The sequence below is a fragment of the Streptomyces sp. NBC_00536 genome (assembly GCF_036346295.1).
Lineage (GTDB): Bacteria > Actinomycetota > Actinomycetes > Streptomycetales > Streptomycetaceae > Streptomyces.
On sequence record NZ_CP107819.1, the window covers coordinates 4,139,295 to 4,160,082 of the forward strand.

Annotated in this window: 20 protein-coding genes, 1 tRNA gene and 1 pseudogene; 8 read left to right on the plus strand and 14 right to left on the minus strand. The window is 70.4% G+C overall.

Going from position 1 to position 20,788, the window contains the following annotated elements:
- Positions 1-30 precede the first annotated feature (30 nt).
- The 3 genes from OHS33_RS18070 (at position 31) to pknB (ending at position 5,164) form a co-directional block, all read left to right on the plus strand.
- Positions 31-1,455 (plus strand): FtsW/RodA/SpoVE family cell cycle protein, encoded by a 1,425-nt coding sequence (locus OHS33_RS18070; RefSeq protein ID WP_330331460.1) that lies wholly within the window; start codon positions 31-33, stop codon positions 1,453-1,455.
- Complete coding sequence (locus OHS33_RS18075; RefSeq protein ID WP_330331461.1) at positions 1,452-2,912, plus strand: peptidoglycan D,D-transpeptidase FtsI family protein; 1,461 nt, start codon at positions 1,452-1,454, stop codon at positions 2,910-2,912. The genes OHS33_RS18070 and OHS33_RS18075 overlap by 4 nt, the downstream gene beginning before the upstream one ends.
- A gap of 236 nt (positions 2,913-3,148) precedes the next feature.
- The gene (gene pknB, locus OHS33_RS18080) at positions 3,149-5,164 is read left to right on the plus strand and encodes a Stk1 family PASTA domain-containing Ser/Thr kinase (protein ID WP_330331462.1); all 2,016 of its coding nucleotides are present in this window, start codon (positions 3,149-3,151) and stop codon (positions 5,162-5,164) included.
- Between the two features lie 168 nt (positions 5,165-5,332).
- On the opposite strand, the gene OHS33_RS18085 is transcribed toward pknB, so the two are convergent.
- From OHS33_RS18085 to OHS33_RS18110, 6 genes and pseudogenes are all read right to left on the minus strand, one after another.
- Positions 5,333-6,064 (minus strand): class E sortase, encoded by a 732-nt coding sequence (locus tag OHS33_RS18085; protein ID WP_330331463.1) that lies wholly within the window; start codon positions 6,062-6,064, stop codon positions 5,333-5,335.
- A gap of 62 nt (positions 6,065-6,126) precedes the next feature.
- Positions 6,127-7,047: pseudogene (locus tag OHS33_RS18090) on the minus strand (class E sortase); the annotation flags it as partial.
- The gene (locus OHS33_RS18095; protein WP_330331464.1) at positions 7,038-7,676 is read right to left on the minus strand and encodes an aminodeoxychorismate/anthranilate synthase component II; all 639 of its coding nucleotides are present in this window, start codon (positions 7,674-7,676) and stop codon (positions 7,038-7,040) included. The gene OHS33_RS18095 and the pseudogene OHS33_RS18090, both read right to left, overlap by 10 nt.
- A complete protein-coding gene (locus OHS33_RS18100) occupies positions 7,673-7,849 on the minus strand; it encodes a hypothetical protein (RefSeq protein ID WP_330331465.1) in 177 nt (58 codons plus the stop codon). The genes OHS33_RS18095 and OHS33_RS18100 overlap by 4 nt, the downstream gene beginning before the upstream one ends.
- A 79-nt stretch (positions 7,850-7,928) precedes the next feature.
- Positions 7,929-8,627 (minus strand): class E sortase, encoded by a 699-nt coding sequence (locus OHS33_RS18105; protein WP_330335089.1) that lies wholly within the window; start codon positions 8,625-8,627, stop codon positions 7,929-7,931.
- 37 nt (positions 8,628-8,664) lie between these two features.
- Positions 8,665-9,450 carry a DUF881 domain-containing protein gene (locus OHS33_RS18110; RefSeq protein WP_330331466.1) on the minus strand — a complete coding sequence of 262 codons (786 nt, stop codon included), beginning with the start codon at positions 9,448-9,450 and terminating at the stop codon, positions 8,665-8,667.
- A 91-nt stretch (positions 9,451-9,541) separates the two neighbouring features.
- Between OHS33_RS18110 and crgA the strand changes: the two genes are divergently transcribed.
- The gene (crgA, locus tag OHS33_RS18115) at positions 9,542-9,796 is read left to right on the plus strand and encodes a cell division protein CrgA (RefSeq protein ID WP_214931340.1); all 255 of its coding nucleotides are present in this window, start codon (positions 9,542-9,544) and stop codon (positions 9,794-9,796) included.
- A 230-nt stretch (positions 9,797-10,026) separates the two neighbouring features.
- On the opposite strand, the gene OHS33_RS18120 is transcribed toward crgA, so the two are convergent.
- A complete protein-coding gene (locus OHS33_RS18120; protein ID WP_330331467.1) occupies positions 10,027-10,923 on the minus strand; it encodes a rhomboid family intramembrane serine protease in 897 nt (298 codons plus the stop codon).
- A 138-nt stretch (positions 10,924-11,061) separates the two neighbouring features.
- The gene (locus tag OHS33_RS18125) at positions 11,062-11,589 is read right to left on the minus strand and encodes a peptidylprolyl isomerase (RefSeq protein WP_330331468.1); all 528 of its coding nucleotides are present in this window, start codon (positions 11,587-11,589) and stop codon (positions 11,062-11,064) included.
- A 188-nt stretch (positions 11,590-11,777) separates the two neighbouring features.
- Between OHS33_RS18125 and OHS33_RS18130 the strand changes: the two genes are divergently transcribed.
- Positions 11,778-12,461, plus strand: a complete 684-nt coding sequence (locus tag OHS33_RS18130; RefSeq protein ID WP_330331469.1) for a DUF5324 family protein — start codon at positions 11,778-11,780, stop codon at positions 12,459-12,461.
- Between the two features lie 108 nt (positions 12,462-12,569).
- Here the strand turns inward: OHS33_RS18130 and OHS33_RS18135 are convergent, their stop codons facing one another.
- Both OHS33_RS18135 and OHS33_RS18140 read right to left on the minus strand, forming a co-directional pair.
- Positions 12,570-13,055 carry a LysM peptidoglycan-binding domain-containing protein gene (locus OHS33_RS18135; RefSeq protein ID WP_330331470.1) on the minus strand — a complete coding sequence of 162 codons (486 nt, stop codon included), beginning with the start codon at positions 13,053-13,055 and terminating at the stop codon, positions 12,570-12,572.
- A 112-nt stretch (positions 13,056-13,167) separates the two neighbouring features.
- Positions 13,168-13,647, minus strand: a complete 480-nt coding sequence (locus OHS33_RS18140; RefSeq protein WP_330331471.1) for a MarR family winged helix-turn-helix transcriptional regulator — start codon at positions 13,645-13,647, stop codon at positions 13,168-13,170.
- 115 nt (positions 13,648-13,762) lie between these two features.
- Between OHS33_RS18140 and OHS33_RS18145 the strand changes: the two genes are divergently transcribed.
- A complete protein-coding gene (locus OHS33_RS18145; protein ID WP_330331472.1) occupies positions 13,763-15,289 on the plus strand; it encodes an MFS transporter in 1,527 nt (508 codons plus the stop codon).
- Positions 15,290-15,400: 111 nt separating this feature from the next.
- Here OHS33_RS18145 and OHS33_RS18150 read toward each other — a convergent pair whose 3' ends face one another.
- From OHS33_RS18150 to OHS33_RS18160, 3 genes are all read right to left on the minus strand, one after another.
- The gene (locus OHS33_RS18150) at positions 15,401-16,018 is read right to left on the minus strand and encodes a class F sortase (protein WP_330331473.1); all 618 of its coding nucleotides are present in this window, start codon (positions 16,016-16,018) and stop codon (positions 15,401-15,403) included.
- Entirely contained in the window at positions 16,011-17,054 is a 1,044-nt protein-coding gene (locus tag OHS33_RS18155; protein ID WP_330331474.1) for a hypothetical protein, read from the minus strand. Before OHS33_RS18155 ends, OHS33_RS18150 begins: the two co-directional genes overlap by 8 nt.
- Before the next feature lie 338 nt (positions 17,055-17,392).
- Positions 17,393-17,465: transfer RNA gene (locus OHS33_RS18160), tRNA-Ala, on the minus strand.
- Between the two features lie 159 nt (positions 17,466-17,624).
- Here OHS33_RS18160 and OHS33_RS18165 point away from each other — a divergent pair.
- On the plus strand, positions 17,625-18,173 hold the full coding sequence (locus OHS33_RS18165; RefSeq protein WP_134072835.1) for a helix-turn-helix domain-containing protein: 549 nt from the start codon (positions 17,625-17,627) through the stop codon (positions 18,171-18,173).
- Between the two features lie 53 nt (positions 18,174-18,226).
- Positions 18,227-19,390: a serine/threonine-protein kinase gene (locus OHS33_RS18170; protein ID WP_330331475.1), complete on the plus strand. Its 1,164-nt coding sequence runs from the start codon at positions 18,227-18,229 to the stop codon at positions 19,388-19,390.
- A 7-nt stretch (positions 19,391-19,397) separates the two neighbouring features.
- Here OHS33_RS18170 and OHS33_RS18175 read toward each other — a convergent pair whose 3' ends face one another.
- The gene (locus tag OHS33_RS18175; protein WP_330331476.1) at positions 19,398-20,747 is read right to left on the minus strand and encodes a hypothetical protein; all 1,350 of its coding nucleotides are present in this window, start codon (positions 20,745-20,747) and stop codon (positions 19,398-19,400) included.
- Positions 20,748-20,788 lie beyond the last annotated feature (41 nt).

Consider the following 20,788-nt stretch of genomic DNA (forward strand, 5'->3'; position numbering starts at 1 on the left):
CAGACGCGGGCACAGGGGGCCTGCCACACCATGAGCGTTGTCACGAACACGACCACCATCGGCGCCATCGAGCTGCCGAGCCGGCGCAACACCGAGCTCCTGCTGCTCGCGTTCGCCGTGGTCATCCCGATCTTCGCCTACGCCAACGTAGGCCTCGCGGTGCACGGCAAACTGCCTCCCGGCATGATCGCGTACGGGCTCGGGCTCGGCCTCCTGGCCGGCCTGGCCCACCTCGTCGTACGCCGGTACGCCAAGTACGCCGACCCGCTGCTGCTTCCGCTGGGCACCCTGCTCAACGGCCTGGGCCTGGTCTTCATCTGGCGCCTGGACCAGTCCGAGCGGCTCCAGAACCTGGCCAAGCGGCAGTTCGGCGGGTTCTCCCCCTCCGCGCCGAACCAGATGTTCTACACGGCGGTCGGCCTCGCGCTGTTCGCGGGCGTGCTGCTGCTGCTCAAGGACCACCGCACGCTCCAGCGGTTCACGTACATCTCGATGGCGGCCTCGCTCATCCTGCTGATCCTGCCCGTCATCCCGGGTCTGGGGGCCGACGTCTTCGGCGCCAAGATCTGGATCAGCGTGGCCGGGTTCTCCATCCAGCCCGGTGAGTTCGCGAAGATCATCATCGCGGTCTTCTTCGCCGGATACCTGATGGTCAAGCGCGACGCCCTGGCCCTGGCCAGCCGCCGCTTCATGGGGCTCTACCTGCCGCGCGGCCGCGACCTCGGTCCCATCCTGATGATCTGGGGCGTGAGCCTGCTCGTCCTCGTCTTCGAGAACGACCTCGGCACCTCGCTCCTCTTCTTCGGCATGTTCGTGATCATGCTGTACGTCGCCACCGAGCGCACCAGCTGGATCGTCATCGGCCTGCTCATGAGCGCCGCCGGCGCCGTCGTGGTCGGCACCACCGCCAGCCACGTCAAGGTCCGCGTCACCGCCTGGCTCGACCCCTTCGCCTGCTACTCCACCTCCGGCGCCTGCGAGCAGGTCGGCCAGTCCCTGATGAGCTTCGGCTCCGGCGGGGTCCTCGGCACCGGTCTCGGCCAGGGCCACTCCGACCTGATCCTCTTCGCCGCCAACTCCGACTTCATCTTCGCCACCGTCGGCGAGGAGCTCGGGCTGGCGGGCGTCATGGCCTTCCTCCTGCTCTACGGCCTGATCATCGAGCGCGGCGTCCGTACCGCGCTCGCCGCCCGCGACCCCTTCGGCAAGCTCTTCGCGATCGGCCTCTCCGGCGCCTTCGCCATCCAGGTGTTCGTCGTCGCGGGCGGCGTCATGGGCCTCATCCCCCTCACCGGCATGACCATGCCCTTCCTCGCGTCCGGCGGTTCCTCCGTCCTCGCGAACTGGGCCCTCATCGGGATCCTCATCCGGATCAGCGACACCGCACGCCGCCCTGCCCCGGCCCCGGCACCGTCCCCCGACTCCGAGATGACCCAGGTGGTCCGACCCTCATGAACAAGCCCCTGCGCCGCATCTCGATCTTCTGCGGGCTGCTCGTCCTCGCCCTGCTGCTGCGGACCAACTGGCTCCAGTACGTCAAGGCCGAGGACCTCAGCACCCGCAAGGAGAACCGCCGGGTCCAGATCGCCCAGTACGCCTCGGAGCGCGGCAACATCATCGTCGGCGGCCAGCCCATCACCGGCTCGGTCGTCACGAACGGCAGCGACTACAAGTTCAAGCGCACCTACCTCGACGGCCCCATGTGGGCGCCGGTCACCGGGTACGCCTCGCAGGCCTTCGGCTCCAGCCAGCTCGAATCGCTGGAGGACGGGATCCTCACCGGCAACGACGACCGGCTGTTCTTCGACCGCACCATCGGCATGTTCACGGGCGAGAAGCGGCAGGGCGGCAATGTCGTCACCACCCTGAACCCCGCCGCCCAGAAGGCCGCCTTCGCCTCGCTCGGCACCAAGAAGGGCGCGGTCGCCGCCATAGACCCGCGCACCGGCGCGATCCTGGCGCTGGCCAGCACCCCCTCGTACGACCCCTCCACCTTCGCGGGCAACTCCAAGGCCGACGAGAAGGCCTGGGTCGCGCTCAAGGACAGCGAGGACAAGAACCTGGTCAACCGCGCCCTGCGCGAGACCTACCCGCCCGGCTCCACCTTCAAGGTCGTCACCGCCGCCGCCGCGCTGGAGCACGGCGTGATCAGCGACATCGACGCGCCCACGGACACCCCCGAGCCGTACATCCTGCCGGGCACCAAGACCCAGCTGCCCAACCACGCGAGCGGCTGCGAGAAGTCCAGCCTGAACAACGCGCTGCGGGTCTCCTGCAACTCCGTCTTCGCCAACGTCGGCGACAAGGTGGGGCGCGACAAGATGCTGGAGACGGCCCAGAAGTTCGGCTTCAACAACGACAAGATCGACGTCCCGGTCCGCGCGTTCGCGAGCGTCTACGACAAGAACATGGGCCGCGACGGCAACGCGCAGAGCGCCATCGGCCAGTTCAACACCGCCGCCACCCCGCTCCAGATGGCCATGGTCGCCTCCGCGATCGCGAATGACGGCAAGCTGATGAAGCCGTACATGGTGGAGCAGGTGACCGCCCCCAACCTGGACGTCCTGCAGAAGCACGAGCCGGAGGAGATGAGCCGCCCGCTCTCCGCCGAGAACGCGCAGAAGGTCCAGAAGATGATGGTCAACGTCGTCGAGAACGGCACCGGTACCGGCGCCAAGATCGACGGCGTCACGGTCGGCGGCAAGACCGGCACCGCGCAGCACGGTGAGAAGAACGCCAAGCGCCCCTACGCCTGGTTCATCTCCTACGCCAAGACCGACAAGGGCGCCCCGGTCGCCGTCGCCGTGGTGATCGAGGACTCCCAGGCCGACCGCGAGGACATCACCGGTGGCGGTCTCGCCGCGCCGGTCGCGCTCGCCGTCATGAACGCCGTCCTGAAGAGCCAGGGCTGAGCCGGTGACGGCCCCGATACGACCCGCCCGCGTCCCGGGCCCGCGCGCCCACCGCGCGCGGCCCGGAGTGATCCGGATCACGGTCCCCGCGCACGTGGGAGCACACGGTACCGGTCCGGTATCGGCCTGTGGTCACGGGCCGATCAGCGACACGCGGCCGGTAGCCTTTGCGCGGACAGCGCACCGCCGGACCTCACACGGGTGCGGTCGGGACTGACGGAGAGGGCTGGAACGTTATGGAAGAGCCGCGTCGCCTCGGCGGTCGGTACGAGCTGAGCCATGTGCTCGGCCGCGGTGGCATGGCCGAGGTCTACCTCGCCCACGACACCCGGCTCGGCCGTACCGTCGCCGTCAAGACACTGCGCGCCGACCTCGCACGCGACCCGTCCTTCCAGGCACGGTTCCGGCGCGAGGCCCAGTCGGCGGCCTCGCTCAACCATCCCGCCATCGTCGCCGTGTACGACACCGGCGAGGACTACGTCGACAACATCTCCATCCCGTACATCGTGATGGAGTACGTCGACGGCTCCACCCTGCGCGAGCTGCTGCACTCCGGGCGCAAGCTGCTGCCCGAGCGCACCCTGGAAATGACCATCGGCATCCTCCAGGCCCTCGAATACTCGCACCGCGCCCAGATCGTCCACCGCGACATCAAGCCCGCGAACGTCATGCTGACGCGCACCGGGCAGGTCAAGGTGATGGACTTCGGCATCGCCCGCGCCATGGGTGACTCGGGCATGACGATGACGCAGACCGCCGCCGTCATCGGCACCGCCCAGTACCTCTCCCCGGAGCAGGCCAAGGGCGAGCAGGTCGACGCGCGCTCCGACCTCTACTCCGCGGGCTGCCTGCTCTACGAGCTGCTCACGGTCCGGCCGCCCTTCATCGGCGACTCCCCGGTCGCCGTCGCGTACCAGCACGTGCGCGAGGAACCGCAGCCGCCGAGCAACTTCGACCCCGAGATCACGCCCGAGATGGACGCCATCGTCCTCAAGGCGCTGGTCAAGGACCCCGACTACCGCTACCAGTCCGCCGACGAGATGCGCGCCGACATCGAGGCCTGCCTCGACGGCCAGCCCGTCGCCGCGGCCGCGAACATGGGCGCGGGCTACGGGGCCTACGGCTACCCGGACCAGAACCACAACGGCTACGACCAGCCGACCACCGCCCTGCGCGCCACCGACGCCGGGCAGACCTCGATGATGCCGCCGATGCCGCCCGGCGGCGACGGCGGTTACGGGTACGGCGACCAGGGCCACGGCGGCTACGACCAGGGCCCGCGCCGCCGCCAGAAGAAGAGCAGGGCGTCCACCTTCCTGCTCGTCGCGGCCGGGATCCTCGTCCTCGTGGGCGCGATCCTGATCGGGCGCTCGCTGTTCAACAACACCGCCGACAACCGGCCCACCGTGCCCAAGCTGATCGGCGAGACCTTCGACAGCGCGAGCGGCCGGGCGACGAACGTCGGGCTGAAGATCGAGAAGGAAGCCGAGGAACCCTGCGAGAACCAGCCCAAGGGCAACGTCTGCTCGCAGAACCCGGCGCCCGACCTCAAGGTCGACAAGAACACGGTCATCAAGGTGAAGGTGTCCACGGGCGCACCCAAGGTCCAGGTCATCGACGTGTTCCGGCTGCCCTTCGACCAGGCCGAGGCCGCGCTCAAGGCCAAGGGCTTCCAGGTCGAGCGCAAGGCGCAGGAGAACGACAGCACTCCGGGCACCGTGCTGAGCCAGGACCCGAAGGCCGGCAGCTCCGTCGAGAAGGGTTCGACGATCACGCTGACCGTGGCCAAGGAGCCGTCGAAGTCGATCGTTCCCGACCTGACCGGCAAGACGAGGGAGCAGGCGGTCAAGGCCCTGAACGACGCCAAGCTCAAGCTCGGCAGCACCACCGAGGCCGATTCCACCGCGCCGCCGAAGACGATCATCGGGCAGGCGCTGGACCCGGGTTCGCAGGTCGAGACGGGGACCGCGGTCAACGTCACCATCGCCAAGGCCGGCCAGGCGACCACCGTGCCGTTCCTCGCGGGCAAGACGCTGGCCCAGGCACGGACGGAGCTGACGGCCCGCGGACTGAGCCTCGGCGCGGTCCTGTCCGGCCCCTCGGACGACAACGCGGCGATCATCAGCACCGACCCGGGCTTCGGTCAGCCGGTGGCCGCCGGTGCCGTGATCAACGTCAACACGATGCCGGGCCAGCCGGGCGGCAACAACCAGGGGACCGGGCTCCTCGGCGGGATCGGCAACCGCCGCTGACCCCGGAAGGCCCCGGGCGCGCAGGCGGCCCGTACACGGCGTGACACAGGAAGCTCTGGCCCTAGGGCCAGGGCTTCCTGTGTGTGCGGCAGAAGGGCGTCCAGACCCCTTCCCGGGGCTCCCTTCCCGGGGCTCACCGGGTCCCACGAGGAGCAGGGGCCACAGGAGTTACTTGCGCAGCTCCGGCGGCGGGGTCCGCTGCGCGTCCACCTTGTCCGTGCGGACGAGCTCGCCCCACACGACGTAGCGGAACTTCGAGGTGTACACCGGGGTGCAGGTCGTCAGCGTGATGTACCGGCCGGGGGCGGTCTTCCCCGACTCCTTCGGGACCGGGGTGATCACGTCGGTGTTGTACTTCGAGGTCTGGCGCAGCTCGGCGAAGACCTTGTAGACGTACCAGGTGTCACGGGTCTCGAAGACGACCGCGTCGCCCGTCTTCACCTTGTCGATGTTGTGGAACTTCGCCCCGTGCCCGTCGCGGTGCGCGGCCAGCGTGACGTTGCCCTGCTTGTCCCACGGCAGCGCCGACTTCACCGGATCCGTGTAGTACCCGGCCACCCCGTCGTTGATGACGTCGGCCGAGGTCCCGCGCTTGACCAGCACCTCGCCGTTGTTCATGGCCGGCACGTGCAGGAAGCCGATGCCGTCCCCGGTGTCGAGGGCGCCCGCCTCGGGGGTCGCCGCGGGCGGGGCCGCCTGCCACTGCTGACGGACCGAATCGCCGCGCTGCGCGGCGTGCCGGTCGGCGAGGACGTTCGTCCACCACAGCGAGTACGCCACGAACAGGGCGAGCACCAGGCCCACGGTGATCAGCAGTTCGCCCAGCAGACTGAGGAAACCGGCGAGCCGGCTCGGGCTCCCGGCTCGGGCGCGGGGGGCGGCGCGGCGGGCACGTGACACTGCGGGTTCGTCCTCTGCGGTCTGGTGGGGCGTGACGACTGCGGGCGTTACGGCTGCGGGAGTTACGGCTGCGCGAGCGCGGGGGGAGCGCCCTTGTCACGGGGGCGTTCGTCCACCATCTTCCCCCATACGATCAGCCGGTAAGTGCTGGTGAACTCGGGGGTGCAGGTCGTCAGCGTGATGTACCGGCCGGGAGCCGTGAAGCCCGATCCCTCGGGCACCGGCTTGATCACGGAGACGTTCGTCGGCGGGGTCTGCGCCAGCACCGAGGTCATCTCGTACGTGTAGTACGCGTCCCGGGTCTCCACGACGACCTTGTCCCCGGCCTGGAGACGGTTGATGTAGCGGAACGGTTCGCCATGGGTGTTGCGGTGGCCCGCCACCGCGAAGTTGCCCTGCTTGTCGGACGGCATCGCCGACTGCGGCGACCCCTCGCCGCCGTAGTGCCCGACCATGCCCCGGTCCAGCACCTTCGGCTTGCTGATCCCCTCCGCCACCGGAACCTTCAGGTCCAGCTTGGGGATGTAGAGGATCGCGAAGCCCTGCCCCGGGGAGAACGCCGCGACCGGCGGCGCCGCCTTGTCGGTGTCCCAGTCGCTGCGCAGCGTCCCCGCGGCGCCGTTCGCCTGCCGCTCGGCCAGTACGTTCGTGTACCAGAGCTGGTAGGCGACGAAGAGCAGCATCACCAGGCCGAGCGTGATGAACAGTTCCCCGGCCAGCCTGCTCGCGACCACCACCGGGCCGCCGCCGGGCCGCCGCCGCGCACGTCGGCGCGTACCGCCGCGCGTCGTCCCGGCGCGGCTCGCGCTCGTACCGACGGCACTCGGTGTGCCACCGTCCGGTGCGCCGTCACCCGGAGCGCCGCCCGCCCTGCGGCGTCTGCCGCCGCGCCGCGAGGCGCGCTTGGCGGCATCCTGAGCGGCCCTGCGCCGCGCGGCCCGGCCCCCGGGGGGCGCGGACGGCGCGAGGGTCGTCACGCGAGGGCCTTGCCCACCACCGGGGCCAGTCCCACCGAACGGGCCACGGCGTCCGCGTCACCGCAGCGCACCAGCCAGTTGGCGAGCATCTTGTGGCCCCACTCGGTCAGCACCGACTCGGGGTGGAACTGCACGCCCTCGACGTCGTGCTCGCGGTGCCGCAGCCCCATGATGATCCCGTCCTCGGTCCGCGCCGTGACCTCCAGCTCGTCCGGGAGCGTCATCGGCTCGGCGGCGAGGGAGTGGTAGCGGGTCGCGGTGAAGGGCGACGGGAGGCCGGCGAAGACGCCCTGCCCCTCGTGGACCACCGGGGAGGTCTTGCCGTGCAGCAGCTCGGGGGCACGGCCGACGACCCCGCCGTACGCCACGGCCATCGACTGCATGCCCAGGCAGACGCCGAAGACCGGCACGCCGGTGTCCGCGCAGTGGCGGACCATCTCGACGCAGACCCCGGCCTCCTCGGGCGTGCCCGGGCCCGGGGAGAGCAGGACGCCGTCGAACCCGTCCTGGGCGTGGGCGAGAGCGACCTCGTCGTTGCGCACGACCTCGCACTCGGCACCGAGCTGGTAGAGGTACTGGACCAGGTTGAAGACAAAGCTGTCGTAGTTGTCCACGACCAGAATGCGCGCGTTCACCCGGTGGCTCCCGATCCCTCGTCGACGGTCACATCGTTGAAGGGAAGGAGCGGCTCGGCCCACGGGAAGACGTACTGGAAGAGCACGAACACCACCGCGAGGATCAGCACGAGGGAGATCAGCGCGCGTACCCACGCGTTGCCCGGCAGATGCCGCCAGATCCAGCCGTACATGCCGTCCGCGTCCCTTTCCCTCCGCGTACCGCGGGGGCGGTACCGCAACAGCCTAAAGGCACCGGGCGCGCCCGGGGGGTCAGCCGGGCAATCCCTCCGGTTTGCCCCGCGCGGCCGTGACGGTCCGGGTCAGTTCCGCCCAGACGATCAGCCGGTGGCTGTGCCCCCATTCCGGATCGCAGGTGGTCAGCGTCAGGTAGCGGCCGGGCGAGGTGAAGGGGGACCTGCGGGGTACGGGATCGACCACCGCGACGTCCGTCGGCAGGGTCCGCAGCGGCTCGTTCCGGATCGTGTACGTGTACCAGGCGGACGCGTCCTTGACGATCACCAGGTCACCGGGGCGCAGCTCGGGGAAATCCTTGAAGGGATCTCCGTACGTGCGCCGGTGCCCGGCCACCGAGAAGTTCCCGGCGTCTCCCGGGAGCGCGGTGTCCGCATAGTGACCGAGGCCCTTCTTCAGGACCTCGGCCGCGGTGCCCTGAAGGACCGGCTTCTTCCAGTCCGCTCCGAAGCGCGGGATGTACATCTCGGCGAACGCCCCGCCCTGCGCGGGGGCCGGTGCGGGACCCGCCGTGGGGGCGGGCGCCGGGCCGGTGCCGGATCCGGCGGCCGCGGCGGGGGCGGGGGCGGCCGCCGACCACCGGCCGTGCAGCCGCTCCATCTCGCCGTCCATGGCCCGGTCGGCCTTGACCCCGGTCCACAGCAGGACGTACCCGACGAACAGCACGATCACCGTGCCGACGGTCAGGCACACCTCGCTGAACGTCCGCACCAGCAGCCGCAGTACGGCCTGGGCGGACGGGCTCCGTCCCGGCTCAGGACGCGGACGCCGACGCGGACTCCACGGGCTTCGCATAGTGGAGGTCCACTGTGCCGGAGTAGCCCGGAAGTGTCAGCGCCTTCTGCTCCTCGACTTTCCAGCCCAGCCCGTAGGCGTTGACGTACAGCTGGTAGTTCTGGATGGCCGGCGAGGCGGCGAGCGCCTTGCGCAACGCGCCCGGGTCGCCGATCGCGGTGACCTTGTACGGCGGCGAGTACACCCGGCCCTGGAGGATCAGGGTGTTGCCCACGCAGCGCACGGCGCTGGTGGAGATCAGCCGCTGGTCCATGACCTCGATGCCCCGGGCGCCGCCCTGCCACAGGGCATTGACCACGGCCTGGAGGTCCTGCTGGTGGATCACCAGGTCGTTGGGCTGCGGCTCGGGGACGTTGGGGATGCGGGCGGTGGCATTCGGCGGAGCGTCGTTGAGGGTCACCGAGACGGCCCTGCCGGAGAGTTCGGCGGTGCCCGCGGCGGCGCGCAGGGCCGCGAGTTTGGCGTCCTCGGCCTTGGTGCTGCCGTCGTCGCGCTCGGCCAGCGCGTCGACCTCGCGGCGGACCTCGGCGGTGCTCGCGTCGAGTTCGGCGTTGCTCTGGCTGCGTTCGTGGATGAGGTCCGACAGCTTCAGGAGTGAGCCGTCCGTGCGGATGTTCGTACCCTTGGACGTGTTGAAGCTGGTGACGAAAATGAGGCCGGCCAGGGCGAACACGGCGGCAGTCAGCAGCCGGACCGGTCTGACCCGGCGACGGGGACCCGCGGAGGAGTCGTCGGAATTGCTCAACGTACCCTTCTCCTTCAACGCCACAGACCCACTACGCTAACGGACGCCCGGGGGAGGCAAGGTCCCCAGCGCATCGACAGGAGAGACCCTCGTGCCGAAGTCACGTATCCGCAAGAAGGACGATTACACCCCGCCGCCGGCGAAGCAGGCGCAGACGATCAGGCTGACGAACCGCAGCTGGGTAGCCCCGGTGATGCTGGCGTTCTTCCTCATCGGTCTTGCCTGGATTGTCGTCTTTTATGTGACCGATACCCAGCTGCCGATCGAATCCCTCGGCAACTGGAACATTGTGGTTGGTTTTGGCTTCATCGCGGCAGGCTTCGGCGTCTCCACGCAGTGGAAGTAACCGCGCCGTGGCGCGGAGGCGGCCGGGCGATGGCAGAGCAGTAACGGCGGCCTGAAGCAAGCTCTCCCCATGAGTTATCCACAGCGTCATCCACACCTGAGGAAAAAGGCAGAAGATCTGTGGATAACTCTGTGGAGAGTTGACGCCGGTGTGACTTTCCAGGGCACCCGGGAGAGTGGTCGAGCGAGTGGTCGAGGCCCGGAAAAGGGCCTCGACCAGCGAAAAGGGCCTCAGACCAGCTCGGACGTCCTGATCAGCACGACGGCCACCGCCAGCAGGAAGACGACCGCACAGGTCCCCCACTGGACCAGCGCCCGCCGCTTCCCAGGCGTGGAGGAGGGCAGCAGCATGCCCAGACCGACCAGCACCCCGGTGACCAGCCCGCCGATGTGGGCCTGCCAGGAGATCTCCCCGGTCCCGCCGATCGGTACGAAGGTCAGCAGCAGCATCAGCAGGACCATCACGGCGATCGGGCGCATGCTGTCCCGCATCCGCCGCATCAGCACGACGGTGGCTCCGAGCAGCCCGAAGATCGCCCCGGACGCGCCCAGGGTCGGCATGTTCGGCGGGGTGAGCAGATAGACCAGCGCGCTGCCGCCCAGCCCGGAGAGCAGGTACACGGCGAGGTAGCGGGCCCGGCCCAGGGCGGCCTCCAGCGGGGCGCCGAGGAACCACAGGGCGGTCATGTTGCCGATGATGTGCCACCACTGCTCGTGCAGGAAGACCGAGGTCAGCAGCCGGTAGTACTGGCCGGTGGACACCCCTTCGGGCGGGCCGCCGAGATATTCGGCGTACCGGCCGATCAGCTCCAGCGGGAGCAGCACGGCCGGGGCGGCGAGAGCCGCGAAGAACACCGCGGCATTGATCCCCAGCAAGGCCTTGGTGACCAGGGCGGTGTCCGCGACCACGACCCCGCCCGCGATGGTGCGCGGGGTGTTGGCCGTCGCGACGTGGCCCGTACCCGATCCGGAACGGACGCACTCCGGGCACTGGAAGCCCACCGAGGCGCTGATCATGCAGTCGGTGCAGATCGGGCGCTCACAGCGGGTGCATCTGATCCGGGTCTCGTGATCCGGGTGCCGGTAGCAGCCCGGTACCCGTCCGGTGTCCGGCCGGTCGCTGTCCATCGGTCCCCTCCATCGCGGCGGCGGGCGTCTTCACAACGAGTACGGACGGGCGGGGGGCATCGTTCCCGTGGAGACAGCGGCCGGGGTGCCGGCCGCTGTTTCACGTGAAACAGCTCCGGAGGTGTCCGGGGAGCGCGGTCAGCGCTCCTCGATCACCACGGCCTTGATCACCACGTCCTCCACGGGACGGTCGGTGCGCGGGTTGGTCGCCCCGGCGGCGATGGCGCTGACGACCGCCTGGCTGGCCTTGTCGGTGATCTCACCGAAGATCGTGTGCTTGCGGGTCAGCCACGCGGTGGGGGCGACGGTGATGAAGAACTGCGAGCCGTTCGTACCCGGCCCGGAGTTCGCCATGGCCAGCAGGAACGGCTTGGTGAAGGCCAGGTCGGGGTGGAACTCGTCGGCGAACTGGTACCCGGGGCCACCGGTGCCGTTTCCGAGCGGGTCGCCGCCCTGGATCATGAAACCGCTGATCACGCGGTGGAAGACGGTGCCGTCGTAGAACGGTTCGGTGGTCTTCTGGCCGTCGGAGGGGCGGGTCCACTCGCGCTCGCCCTTGGCCAGTTCCACGAAGTTCCGGACGGTCTTCGGGGCATGGTTCGCCAGCAGCTCGATCTCGATGTCGCCGTGGTTCGTCTTGAGGGTGGCGAAAAGCTTCGCGGCCACGAATCTGCCTTCCATCGTCATCACTGGTCGGCCGAATCTTCCCACGGAGTGCTCCGGGAAGAGGAAATAGGCCACTCGGATGCCCTGTCGGCCATGCCACGGTGCGGTATCGGGGGCATGATCCGACAAAGGGTGGAAAGGTGAACTGTGTCCGCCGAACTGTGTCCGCCACCAAGGAGGATGATCCCGTGACCCGCAAGGACAGCGTGCACGCCGCGGCCGAGAGCGCGAGGGAAAGCATGCGGCACGCCGCGGAAGTGGTGGCGCCGTACGCGGGAACCGCCAAGGACGCCGCCGCGCACTACGCGCACGAAGCGAACGTACGGCTGACACCGAAGGTTTCGTACGCGGCCGGTGAGGCCGCCCGGCAGGCCCGCACTGCCTACGACAGCCATCTGCATCCGCGCGTGCTGTCGGCGCGCGCCCACGTCCCCCCGAATGTGGACCGGGCGGCGACGCGCGCCGTGTGCCGGACCCGCCAGGCCGCGCGGCAGGCCGCCGACTACACGGCGCCGCGGTTCGAGAGCGCGCTCGCGGCGGCCCAGCCGGTGGCGGAGGAGGCCGCCTCGCGGTCGGCCGCCGCACTGGCCGCGCTGCGCGGGCAGGTCTCGGCCCAGGACGTGCAGCAGCTGGTCAAGCGCAACGAGCGCCGGGCGCGCTGCGGCCGGCTGTTCAAGGGAGCCGCCCTGATCGGCCTGCTGGCCGGTGGCGCCTTCGCCGCATGGAAGTGGTGGGACCAGCAGTCGAACCCGGACTGGCTGGTGGAACCGCCCGCGGCGACCGAACTGTCGGCCCGCGACGGCGAGTCGGCGGATTTCGATGACGAGTCGGCGGCGAAGGAGCGGTCGGCGGCCGACGAGCAGCAGTCTTAGCCGCCGCGCTGCCGCTGGGTGCGTACGGCGATGGGGCCCGGATCCGTGGGTGGATCCGGGCCCCATCGCCGTACGCGCGGGTCCGCGGGTCAGTCGGCTCCGCGGGCTTCAGTTGGGGAGGGTGAGCACCATGCCCGGGCGGATCAGGTCGGGGTTGGAACCGACGACGCCCTTGTTCATGGCGTACAGCTCGCGCCAGCGGGCCTCGTTGCCCAGCTCGCGGCGGGCGATCGCCGAGAGGGAGTCACCGGACCTGACCGTGTAGGTGCGCTTCTTGGCGGCGGGTGCGGGCTTCGGGGCCATCGGGGCGGGGCGGGGCGGCGCGGGCGCTGCCGCGGCGGGCTTCGGCGCGACCGGGGCGGGCTTGGGCGGAGTGACCGCCTGCGCGGCTGCCCGGGCCTGGGCCGCCATCCGGTCGGCGGCCTCCTTGGTCGCCGTGGCCGACGCGTCGGTGTACTTGATGGCGGTGTCGGCGGGTGCGCTCGCCGCGGGTGCCGAGCGGGCCGCGGCCTGCTGTTCGACCTGTTCCTTGGCCTTCTCCGCGGCGTCGTGCGCCTTCTTCTTGTCGGACTTGAGGAAGTCGAAGATTCCCATGGTGTGACGCCTCCGGCGTGGTGTGCCCCCTGGCTCGGTGCCTGCCCCCACTCTCGGCCACGGCACGTCGCCCGGCCGTGTGACTACGCCATCCGAGGGACGCGCCGGTGCACTACTGGCGGGCCCGGCGGGCCGGGCGCGGGCTCTCGCTGGGGACCGCCAGATCCCCTTCCACCAGCAGGTTCAGTACGCGCAGCAGCGCCGTCCGGTCGGCGTCGGTGAGCGAACCGACGGCCTCGGCGTGCACCCGGTCCACGATCCGGGTGCTCCGCTCGGCCAGCTCCGCGCCCGCCGGGGTGACCGCGATGATCCGCGCCCGGCGGTCCCGGGAGGAGGGCCTGCGCTCGGCCAGACCGGCCTTCTCCAGGGCGTCGACGGTCACCACCATCGTCGTCTTGTCCATGTCGCCGATCTCCGCGAGCTGGATCTGGGTGCGCTCCTCCTCCAGGGCGTGGACCAGGACGCAGTGCATGCGGGCGGTCAGGCCGACCTCGTCGAGGGCGGCCGCCATCCGGGTGCGCAGGACATGGCTGGTGTGGTCCAGCAGGAAGGAGAGGTCGGGCTCGGTCCGAGTGGGTGCCATGGCAGTCATGGATCCAGCCTAACAACTGGATCCGAAATAAATAGTCTGCAACGGAACCATCTGCTAGTGTCCTTCTTATCGCCCCCGCTGCACCGCAGCCGAAGGTCACTGAACGGAGAGCCCGATGCCTGCCGCACCCGCACCGTCTTCCGCACCGACTTCCGCCCCCTCTTCCACGCCGCCCTCGGCACGCCCCGAAGCGCCGGCCGAAGCCCCGGTCACGGTGACCACCGCGGGGGCCGCGCGTCCCGGACACGGACTGCGCTCCCGCTGGACCGCCCTCGCCGTCCTCTCCACCGGGATGCTGATGACGGTCCTGGACGGCAGCATCGTCACGGTGGCCATGCCCGCCATCCAGAACGACCTCGGCTTCTCCCCCGCCGGACTCAGCTGGGTGGTGAACGCCTACCTGATCGCCTTCGGCAGCCTGCTGCTGCTCGCCGGGCGCCTCGGGGACCTCATCGGTCACAAGCGGATGTTCCTGGCCGGGACGGCCGTCTTCACCGGCGCATCCCTGCTCGCGGGCTTCGCCGGCTCCCCCGAACTGCTGATCGCCGCCCGCTTCCTCCAGGGACTGGGCAGCGCGATGGCCTCCGCCGTCAGCCTCGGCATCCTGATCAACCTCTTCACCGAACCCCGCGAGCGGGCCAAGGCCATCGCGGTCTTCTCCTTCACCGGAGCGGCCGGAGCCTCCCTCGGCCAGGTGCTCGGCGGCGTCCTCACCGATGCCCTCGACTGGCACTGGATCTTCTTCATCAACCTGCCGATCGGCCTGGCCGCACTGCTGCTGGCACTGCCTGCGCTCCCGGCGGGCCGTGGACTCGGGCTGGGTGCGGGCGCCGATGTGCTGGGCGCGGTCCTGGTGACCGCGGGACTGATGCTCGGCATCTACACCGTGGTCAAGGTCGAGCAGTACGGATGGACCTCCGCGCACACCCTCGGGCTCGGCGCGCTCTCCCTGGCCCTGCTCGCCGCCTTCACCGTCCGGCAGGCCAAGGCCCGTACCCCGCTGATGCCGCTCCGGATCTTCCGGTCCCGCACCGTGGTCGGCGCCAACCTGGTCCAGATGCTGATGATCGCCGCGCTCTTCTCCTTCCAGATCCTGGTCGCCCTCTACCTCCAGAAGGTCCTCGGCTACAGCGCCGCCGCCACCGGGCTCGCCATGCTTCCGGCCGCCGTGGTGATCGGTGTGACCTCCCTCGGCATCTCGACCCGCCTGATCTCCCGGTTCGGCGGCCGCGCGGTCCTGCTCACCGGTCTCGTCCTGCTGCTGGGCGGCCAGCTCCTGCTGACCCGACTGCCCGTGCACGCCGACTACGTGACCGACCTGCTGCCCGTGATGCTCCTCGCGGCGGGCTTCGGCCTGGCCCTGCCGGCCCTGACCGGACTGGCCATGTCGGGTGCCGGCGCCGAGGACGCGGGCCTGGCCTCGGGGCTGTTCAACACCACCCAGCAGATCGGCATGGCGGTGGGCGTCGCGGTCCTCTCCACCCTGGCGGCCTCGCACACCGAGTCCCTCACCCGCACCGGGCACACCACGGCCGAAGCCCTGACCGGCGGCTACCACGTGGCCTTCGGGATCGGCTCCGGACTGCTCCTGGCGGCCGTCGCCCTGGCCGCGATCCTGCTCCGCCCGGAGCGCCGGGCCTGAGCCCGATGTTTCACGTGAAACACACCGGCCGGTGCCACCACGGCCGGTGTGTTTCACGTGAAACAACGACTACCCGCCCTCCCCCTCCTGTCCCCCGCCGCCCCGTGACCGCTACGCGCCCTCCGTCTGGTGGGCGAAGACCACGACGTTGGAGTCCCAGTGCCGGTCCTTCATCAGGTTGCCGCCGCAGGTGATCAGGCGCAGCTCGGGGTCGGCCGTGTCCCCGTACACCTTGTCGGTGGGGAACGCGTCCTTCTTGTACGTCTCGATCCGGTCCACCGCGAAGACGACCGTGGTGCCGTCCGCGCGGTGCACCTTGATCTTCTCGTCCTTCGTCAGCTTCTTGAGATTGAAGAAGACCGCCTCGGGAGTCGTCGGCGTGTCCATGTGACCGACGATCGCGGCCGGTCCCTGCTCGCCGGGCGCGGGCCCCTGCTTGTACCAGGCGGCTTCCATCGGCTTGGCGAAGTCGGGCTCCTGCATCACGCCTTTGGCATCGAGGCCGACCGTCTCCAACTGCGCGTCGACCTTGATGTCCGGTATCTCGATCCGCTCCGGCGCCGGGGCCGCCGTTGCCGGGGCCGCCTTGGGGGTCGGGGCGGACTTCTTGCCGCTGTCCGAGGCGGCGGAACAGCCGGAGACGAGGGAGACCGCGAGGGCCGCGGCCCCCGCCAGGGCGGCCACGCGGATCGCGCGGCCACCCTGGCTGACAGCCGTGGGCTCAGTCATTGCTCGTCACGAAGCCGACCGGAGCCTGACCGGTGTTGACGCCACCGTGCGGCTTGACGTGGTGGTCCGGGGTGACGTCGCCACCACCGCCACCGCCACCGCTGCCGCCGTCCTTGGCGCTGAACGTGACGGTGTCGAACTTCTTGCCGCCCGCGAAAGCGTCGACGCCGTACGCGCCGGCCTTGAGGCCCTTGGCGACGGTGGCCGTGCCGGTCCACACACCGTTGCCGGCGTCCTTCAGCTCGACCTTGCCACCGAAGGCGGCGGAGTCGACGTAGGCCTTGGCATCCTTGGCGTTGGTCTGGATGGCGATCTCGATCTTGTCACCGGCGACCCCGCTGTTCTTGGACAGGGTGACGCTGGAAACGACCGGCGGCACCGGCGCATCGGCCTTGACGGTCAGCTTGGTGGAGCCCGACAGGCGGGAGCCATCGGCGGCGATCCCGGTGTACTTCACGTCGTAGACGCCGTCCTTGACGGCGCCGACCTTGGCCGTGGCGGTCCAGGCACCGTCCATCGCCTGGTGCGCCGTCACGTTGCCCAGCGCCTGCGAGCTCACGAGGACCTTGGAGGCGCCCTTGGGCATCTTCAGCATGGCGGTGACCTGGTCACCGGGCTTGGCCGTGGTGGCCGACAGGGAGATGCTCGACCGTTTGTCGGCCACCTTCAGATCGGCCTGACCGCTGCCTCCGGAGCCCGCGAAGTAAACCGGGTAGGTCCCGTCCTTCATGTCCCCCTTGATGGTCGCGGTGCCCGTCCAGACGCCCGTCCCGTCATCGGTCATGGGCACCGCGGCCTCCTTGAAGGCAGCCGATGTGACCGTCGGCTTGGAAGATCCCTTGCGGACCTTCACGGTGACCGTCACGTGATCGCCCGGCGCGACGGTCTGGCTGGAGAACGAGATCTCGGCCGCCTGATACTTGACCGTCGCGGCGGACACGAGGCCGTGCGAGTCGGCGGCGAAGGCCGCGACGGGGGCGGCGAGCGCCATCGACGACGCGAGCGCGATCGCCGAGAAAGTCAGTGCTTTGCGCATGATTGAACCTCCTGAGGAACGGTCAGGAGAGTCATCCTGGGGGCTCGACCCCACCTCCGGAGCAGGCCAAAAAACCGCTCCGTCGATCATCGTTCAGAGGAAAACCACAGGTGAGAGGCCACTTCACGGCCCAGCCACCGTGGTGTCCCGGCCGGGACACTCGGGACCTCTGTCCCCGCATCTCAGGACCCCGCCCGCACCTCCGGCCCGGCTCCCCACGACGGAGGACAGTGGCCCCGGCGACGGAAGGCCGCCCCGGAGCCACGAAAGAGGTACCCAGGTGAACACAAAGAGGCCCCCTGACCGCGTTTCCGCAGGTCAGAGGACCTCTATCAACGTGGAGCCTAGGAGATTCGAACTCCTGACATCTGCCTTGCAAAGGCAGCGCTCTACCAACTGAGCTAAGGCCCCGAAAACGGACGTGGCTGTCCCCTCGAAAGGAGCAGCCGTTCCGCAGACCAGAGTACCGGGTGTACCCCCGTATCCCACAAAATGATAGGGACTCCCGCCCTGCGACCACTCTCCGTAAGATGCTCGCGAGGTTCGCACCAGCGAAGGGGAGTAGTAAGAGTGGACGCAGTACAGCAAGAGGCAACCGCCAGAGCCAGGGAACTCCAGCGCAGTTGGTACGGGGAGCCGCTCGGCGCGCTCTTCCGTCGGCTCATAGATGACCTCGGCTTGAACCAGGCCCGCCTCGCTGCCGTCCTCGGACTGTCGGCGCCCATGCTGTCCCAGCTGATGAGCGGTCAGCGCGCCAAGATCGGGAACCCGGCCGTGGTACAGCGCGTCCAGGCCCTCCAGGATCTCGCCGGCCAGGTGGCCGACGGCAGCGTCAGCGCGGCGGAAGCCACCGACCGGATGGACGAGATCAAGAAGACCCAGGGAGGCTCGGTCCTCAGCAACAGCGGCCAGACCACGACCAGTTCGGGAGCACCGACCGTCAAGCGGGTCGTCCGAGAGATCCAGTCCCTGCTGCGCTCGGTCTCCGCGGCCGGCGACATCATCGACGCGGCGGACTCCCTCGCCCCCAGCCATCCGGAACTGGCAGAGTTCCTCAGGGTGTACGGCGCCGGGCGCACGGCCGACGCCGTCGCCCACTACGAGGCGCACCAGAACTGAGGCGTGGACACGGTGTTCTGACGAGGTGACGGGGACGGGGGACGGGCGCAGCGATGGGTGAGATCTTCGCCGGTCGGTACGAGTTGGTCGACCCGATCGGTCGTGGAGGAGTCGGCGCCGTGTGGCGGGCCTGGGATCACAGGCGCCGCCGCTACGTCGCCGCCAAGGTCCTCCAGCAGAGCGATGCCCACACCCTGCTCCGCTTCGTGCGCGAGCAGGCCCTCCGTATCGATCATCCGCACGTGCTGGCCCCGGCCAGTTGGGCGGCCGACGACGACAAGGTCCTGTTCACCATGGACCTCGTCAGCGGCGGTTCCCTCGGTCATGTCATAGGCGATTACGGGCCCCTGCCGCCCCGCTTCGTGTGCACCCTGCTCGACCAGCTCCTGTCGGGTCTGGCCGCGGTGCACGCCGAGGGTGTCGTCCATCGCGACATCAAACCGGCCAACATCCTGATGGAGGCCACCGGAACCGGACGGCCGCACCTGCGGCTGTCCGACTTCGGCATCTCCATGCGCATGGGCGAGCCCCGCCTGACGGCCACGGACCACGTGGTGGGCACTCCCGGCTACTTCGCCCCCGAGCAGCTGCTCGGCGCCGAACCCGACTTCTCCGCCGACCTGTTCGCCGTCGGCCTGGTCGCCCTCTACCTGTTGCTGGGCCGCAAGCCCGACGCGCAGGCCCTCGTCGAACACTTCCTCGCCCATGGCACCCCGGACGCCCCGGAAGGGGTCCCTGCGGCCCTGTGGGACGTCATTGCCACGCTCCTGCAGCCGGACCCCGAAAACCGTTTCCGCACGGCCACAGGCGCCCGCAAGGCCCTTGCCGGGGCGGTGGAGCTGCTGCCCGAGCCCGGCCCGGGTGCGGAACCGGTCGAAGTGTTCGACCAACTCAGCCCCCTGCCCGCCGGTTTCGGCCCCGGGGGACCGCAGGACACGGCCGCGGTCACCCCCGACGCACCCACCGCCGCGGTGGTCCCGCCCCCCGTGGCGACGTACGGCCCGCCCCCGCGCATGCCGTCGCCGACCGGCAGCTTCCACCTGCCCCCGCCGACGCCCCCTCCGACAATCCACCACCGGCCTGGCCACCGGCCCGGCCACCGGCCCGACCGCCCGCGCGGCCCCCTCGCCCCACCCGGCCCGAAGGCCACCGCCGGACTGCTGCTGGCCGCCCTGGTGTGCTTCGCCGTCGGCATCTGGGCCCTGACCCGGATCTAGCCCGGATCTAGGACGTACGCGCCCCGCGCCGGGCCAGCAGCACCCACCCGCCCAGCACGGCCAACAGCAGCGCCCCCGCCCCGAATCCGCCCGTGGCCACCGCCCGCATCACCGAGCGGGTCCCCGCCGCGGCCACCGCTTCCGGCGCCGTCAGTCCCTCCCGTACCGCCGCCCGGTCGTCGGCGCTCACGCCGAAGCCGCCCTTCGCCGGGTCCTCCGCGTACGGCGGCGCGGCCGCGGCCCGGCCCTGCACGGTCAGCCGCAGCGTCAGCGGCACCGGGGTGGCGTCCTCGGTGAACTCACCGACCTTCGCGCCCATCGTCACGGCCACGTAGTACCAGCCCGCCACCCGGACCGGCCGCACCCACCGGTCGTCGGACAGCCGGTTCTCGTAGGCCACGGGCGGCGTCAGCCCGAGCCCGGCCGCCGCCTGCTTGCCGTCGTACGGGGTGTCCTTGGCGCCGACCAGGCTCCGGTAGGGGCTGTAGAGCGAGACGCCGAGCCCGGCGTACGCCGTCCCGTACTGCTTCGTCATCCGCGCGCCCGCCAGCTCCGCGCCGACCGCGAGCTGCTGCCCCCAGTCCAGGGGCACCCGGTACCACCGGGTCTGTCCCGGCCGCAGGTCGTCGCGCCAGACGCCCGGGCCGAGCGCCCGCGCGTCGTTGAAGCCGCTGCCGCCCGCCCGGTGCACGGGTTCGGTGCCGGGGACCGCGGGCGGAGCCGAGGGCCAGACCGAAGGCGCGACAGTAGCGACGGTCGCACCGGCCGGCGCCCCGCCGGCGGCGAGGCCGGGTTCGCGCATGACCCGGAGTTCCACCGGCCAGGGCGCCTGGTCGTCGTCCTTCGCGGAGGTCCGGGTGAGTCTGACGAAGTACACCCCGGCCGCCTGGCAGTCGGCGTCCTCGGCCAGTTGCCGCACGCCGACGGCCGCGAGGGGCACCGGGTCGTAACCGAAGGACGCGCGGCCGGGGTTGCCGGGGCAGGCCTTGCCCGCATTGGTCATGAGCGTGACGTCCACACCGTCGGCGTACCCGACCTTCGCGCCGGCCCCGGGCCGTACGACGGCCGAGACGTAGACGCTGGAGCGCGCGTCCAGCACCACCCGGTAGTACCGCTCGCCGGGGGCCACGGTGTCCTCGTACGTCGTCCCGGCGGCCAGCGCCGGAGCGTCCGCGGTGGTCCCCGCGCCGGTGACCGTCTTCGCCCCGGCGGCGGGCCGGTACGGCTCCACCGCCCCCGGATCCGCCGCCGCCGGGGCGGCTCCCGGCGCCCCCACCAGGGCGGTTCCCGCCAGCAGCACAGCCGAGAGCACCCGCACCATCACGCCCACCCACCCCGAGTTTGCCAGCGCAATCAAGAATTTTGCATAACGCAACAAACGGGGCCGGACCGGTACGA

Coding starts and splice junctions, on each gene's coding strand:
- OHS33_RS18170 (WP_330331475.1), top strand. CDS start 18,227: ATGGGTGAGATCTTCGCCGGTCGGTACGAGTTGGTCGACCCGATCGGT.
- OHS33_RS18100 (WP_330331465.1), bottom strand. CDS start 7,849: ATGTACGGCTGGATCTGGCGGCATCTGCCGGGCAACGCGTGGGTACGC.
- OHS33_RS18150 (WP_330331473.1), bottom strand. CDS start 16,018: ATGACTGAGCCCACGGCTGTCAGCCAGGGTGGCCGCGCGATCCGCGTG.
- OHS33_RS18145 (WP_330331472.1), top strand. CDS start 13,763: ATGCCTGCCGCACCCGCACCGTCTTCCGCACCGACTTCCGCCCCCTCT.
- OHS33_RS18135 (WP_330331470.1), bottom strand. CDS start 13,055: ATGGGAATCTTCGACTTCCTCAAGTCCGACAAGAAGAAGGCGCACGAC.
- OHS33_RS18155 (WP_330331474.1), bottom strand. CDS start 17,054: ATGCGCAAAGCACTGACTTTCTCGGCGATCGCGCTCGCGTCGTCGATG.
- OHS33_RS18075 (WP_330331461.1), top strand. CDS start 1,452: ATGAACAAGCCCCTGCGCCGCATCTCGATCTTCTGCGGGCTGCTCGTC.
- pknB (WP_330331462.1), top strand. CDS start 3,149: ATGGAAGAGCCGCGTCGCCTCGGCGGTCGGTACGAGCTGAGCCATGTG.
- OHS33_RS18140 (WP_330331471.1), bottom strand. CDS start 13,647: ATGACTGCCATGGCACCCACTCGGACCGAGCCCGACCTCTCCTTCCTG.
- OHS33_RS18120 (WP_330331467.1), bottom strand. CDS start 10,923: ATGGACAGCGACCGGCCGGACACCGGACGGGTACCGGGCTGCTACCGG.
- OHS33_RS18070 (WP_330331460.1), top strand. CDS start 31: ATGAGCGTTGTCACGAACACGACCACCATCGGCGCCATCGAGCTGCCG.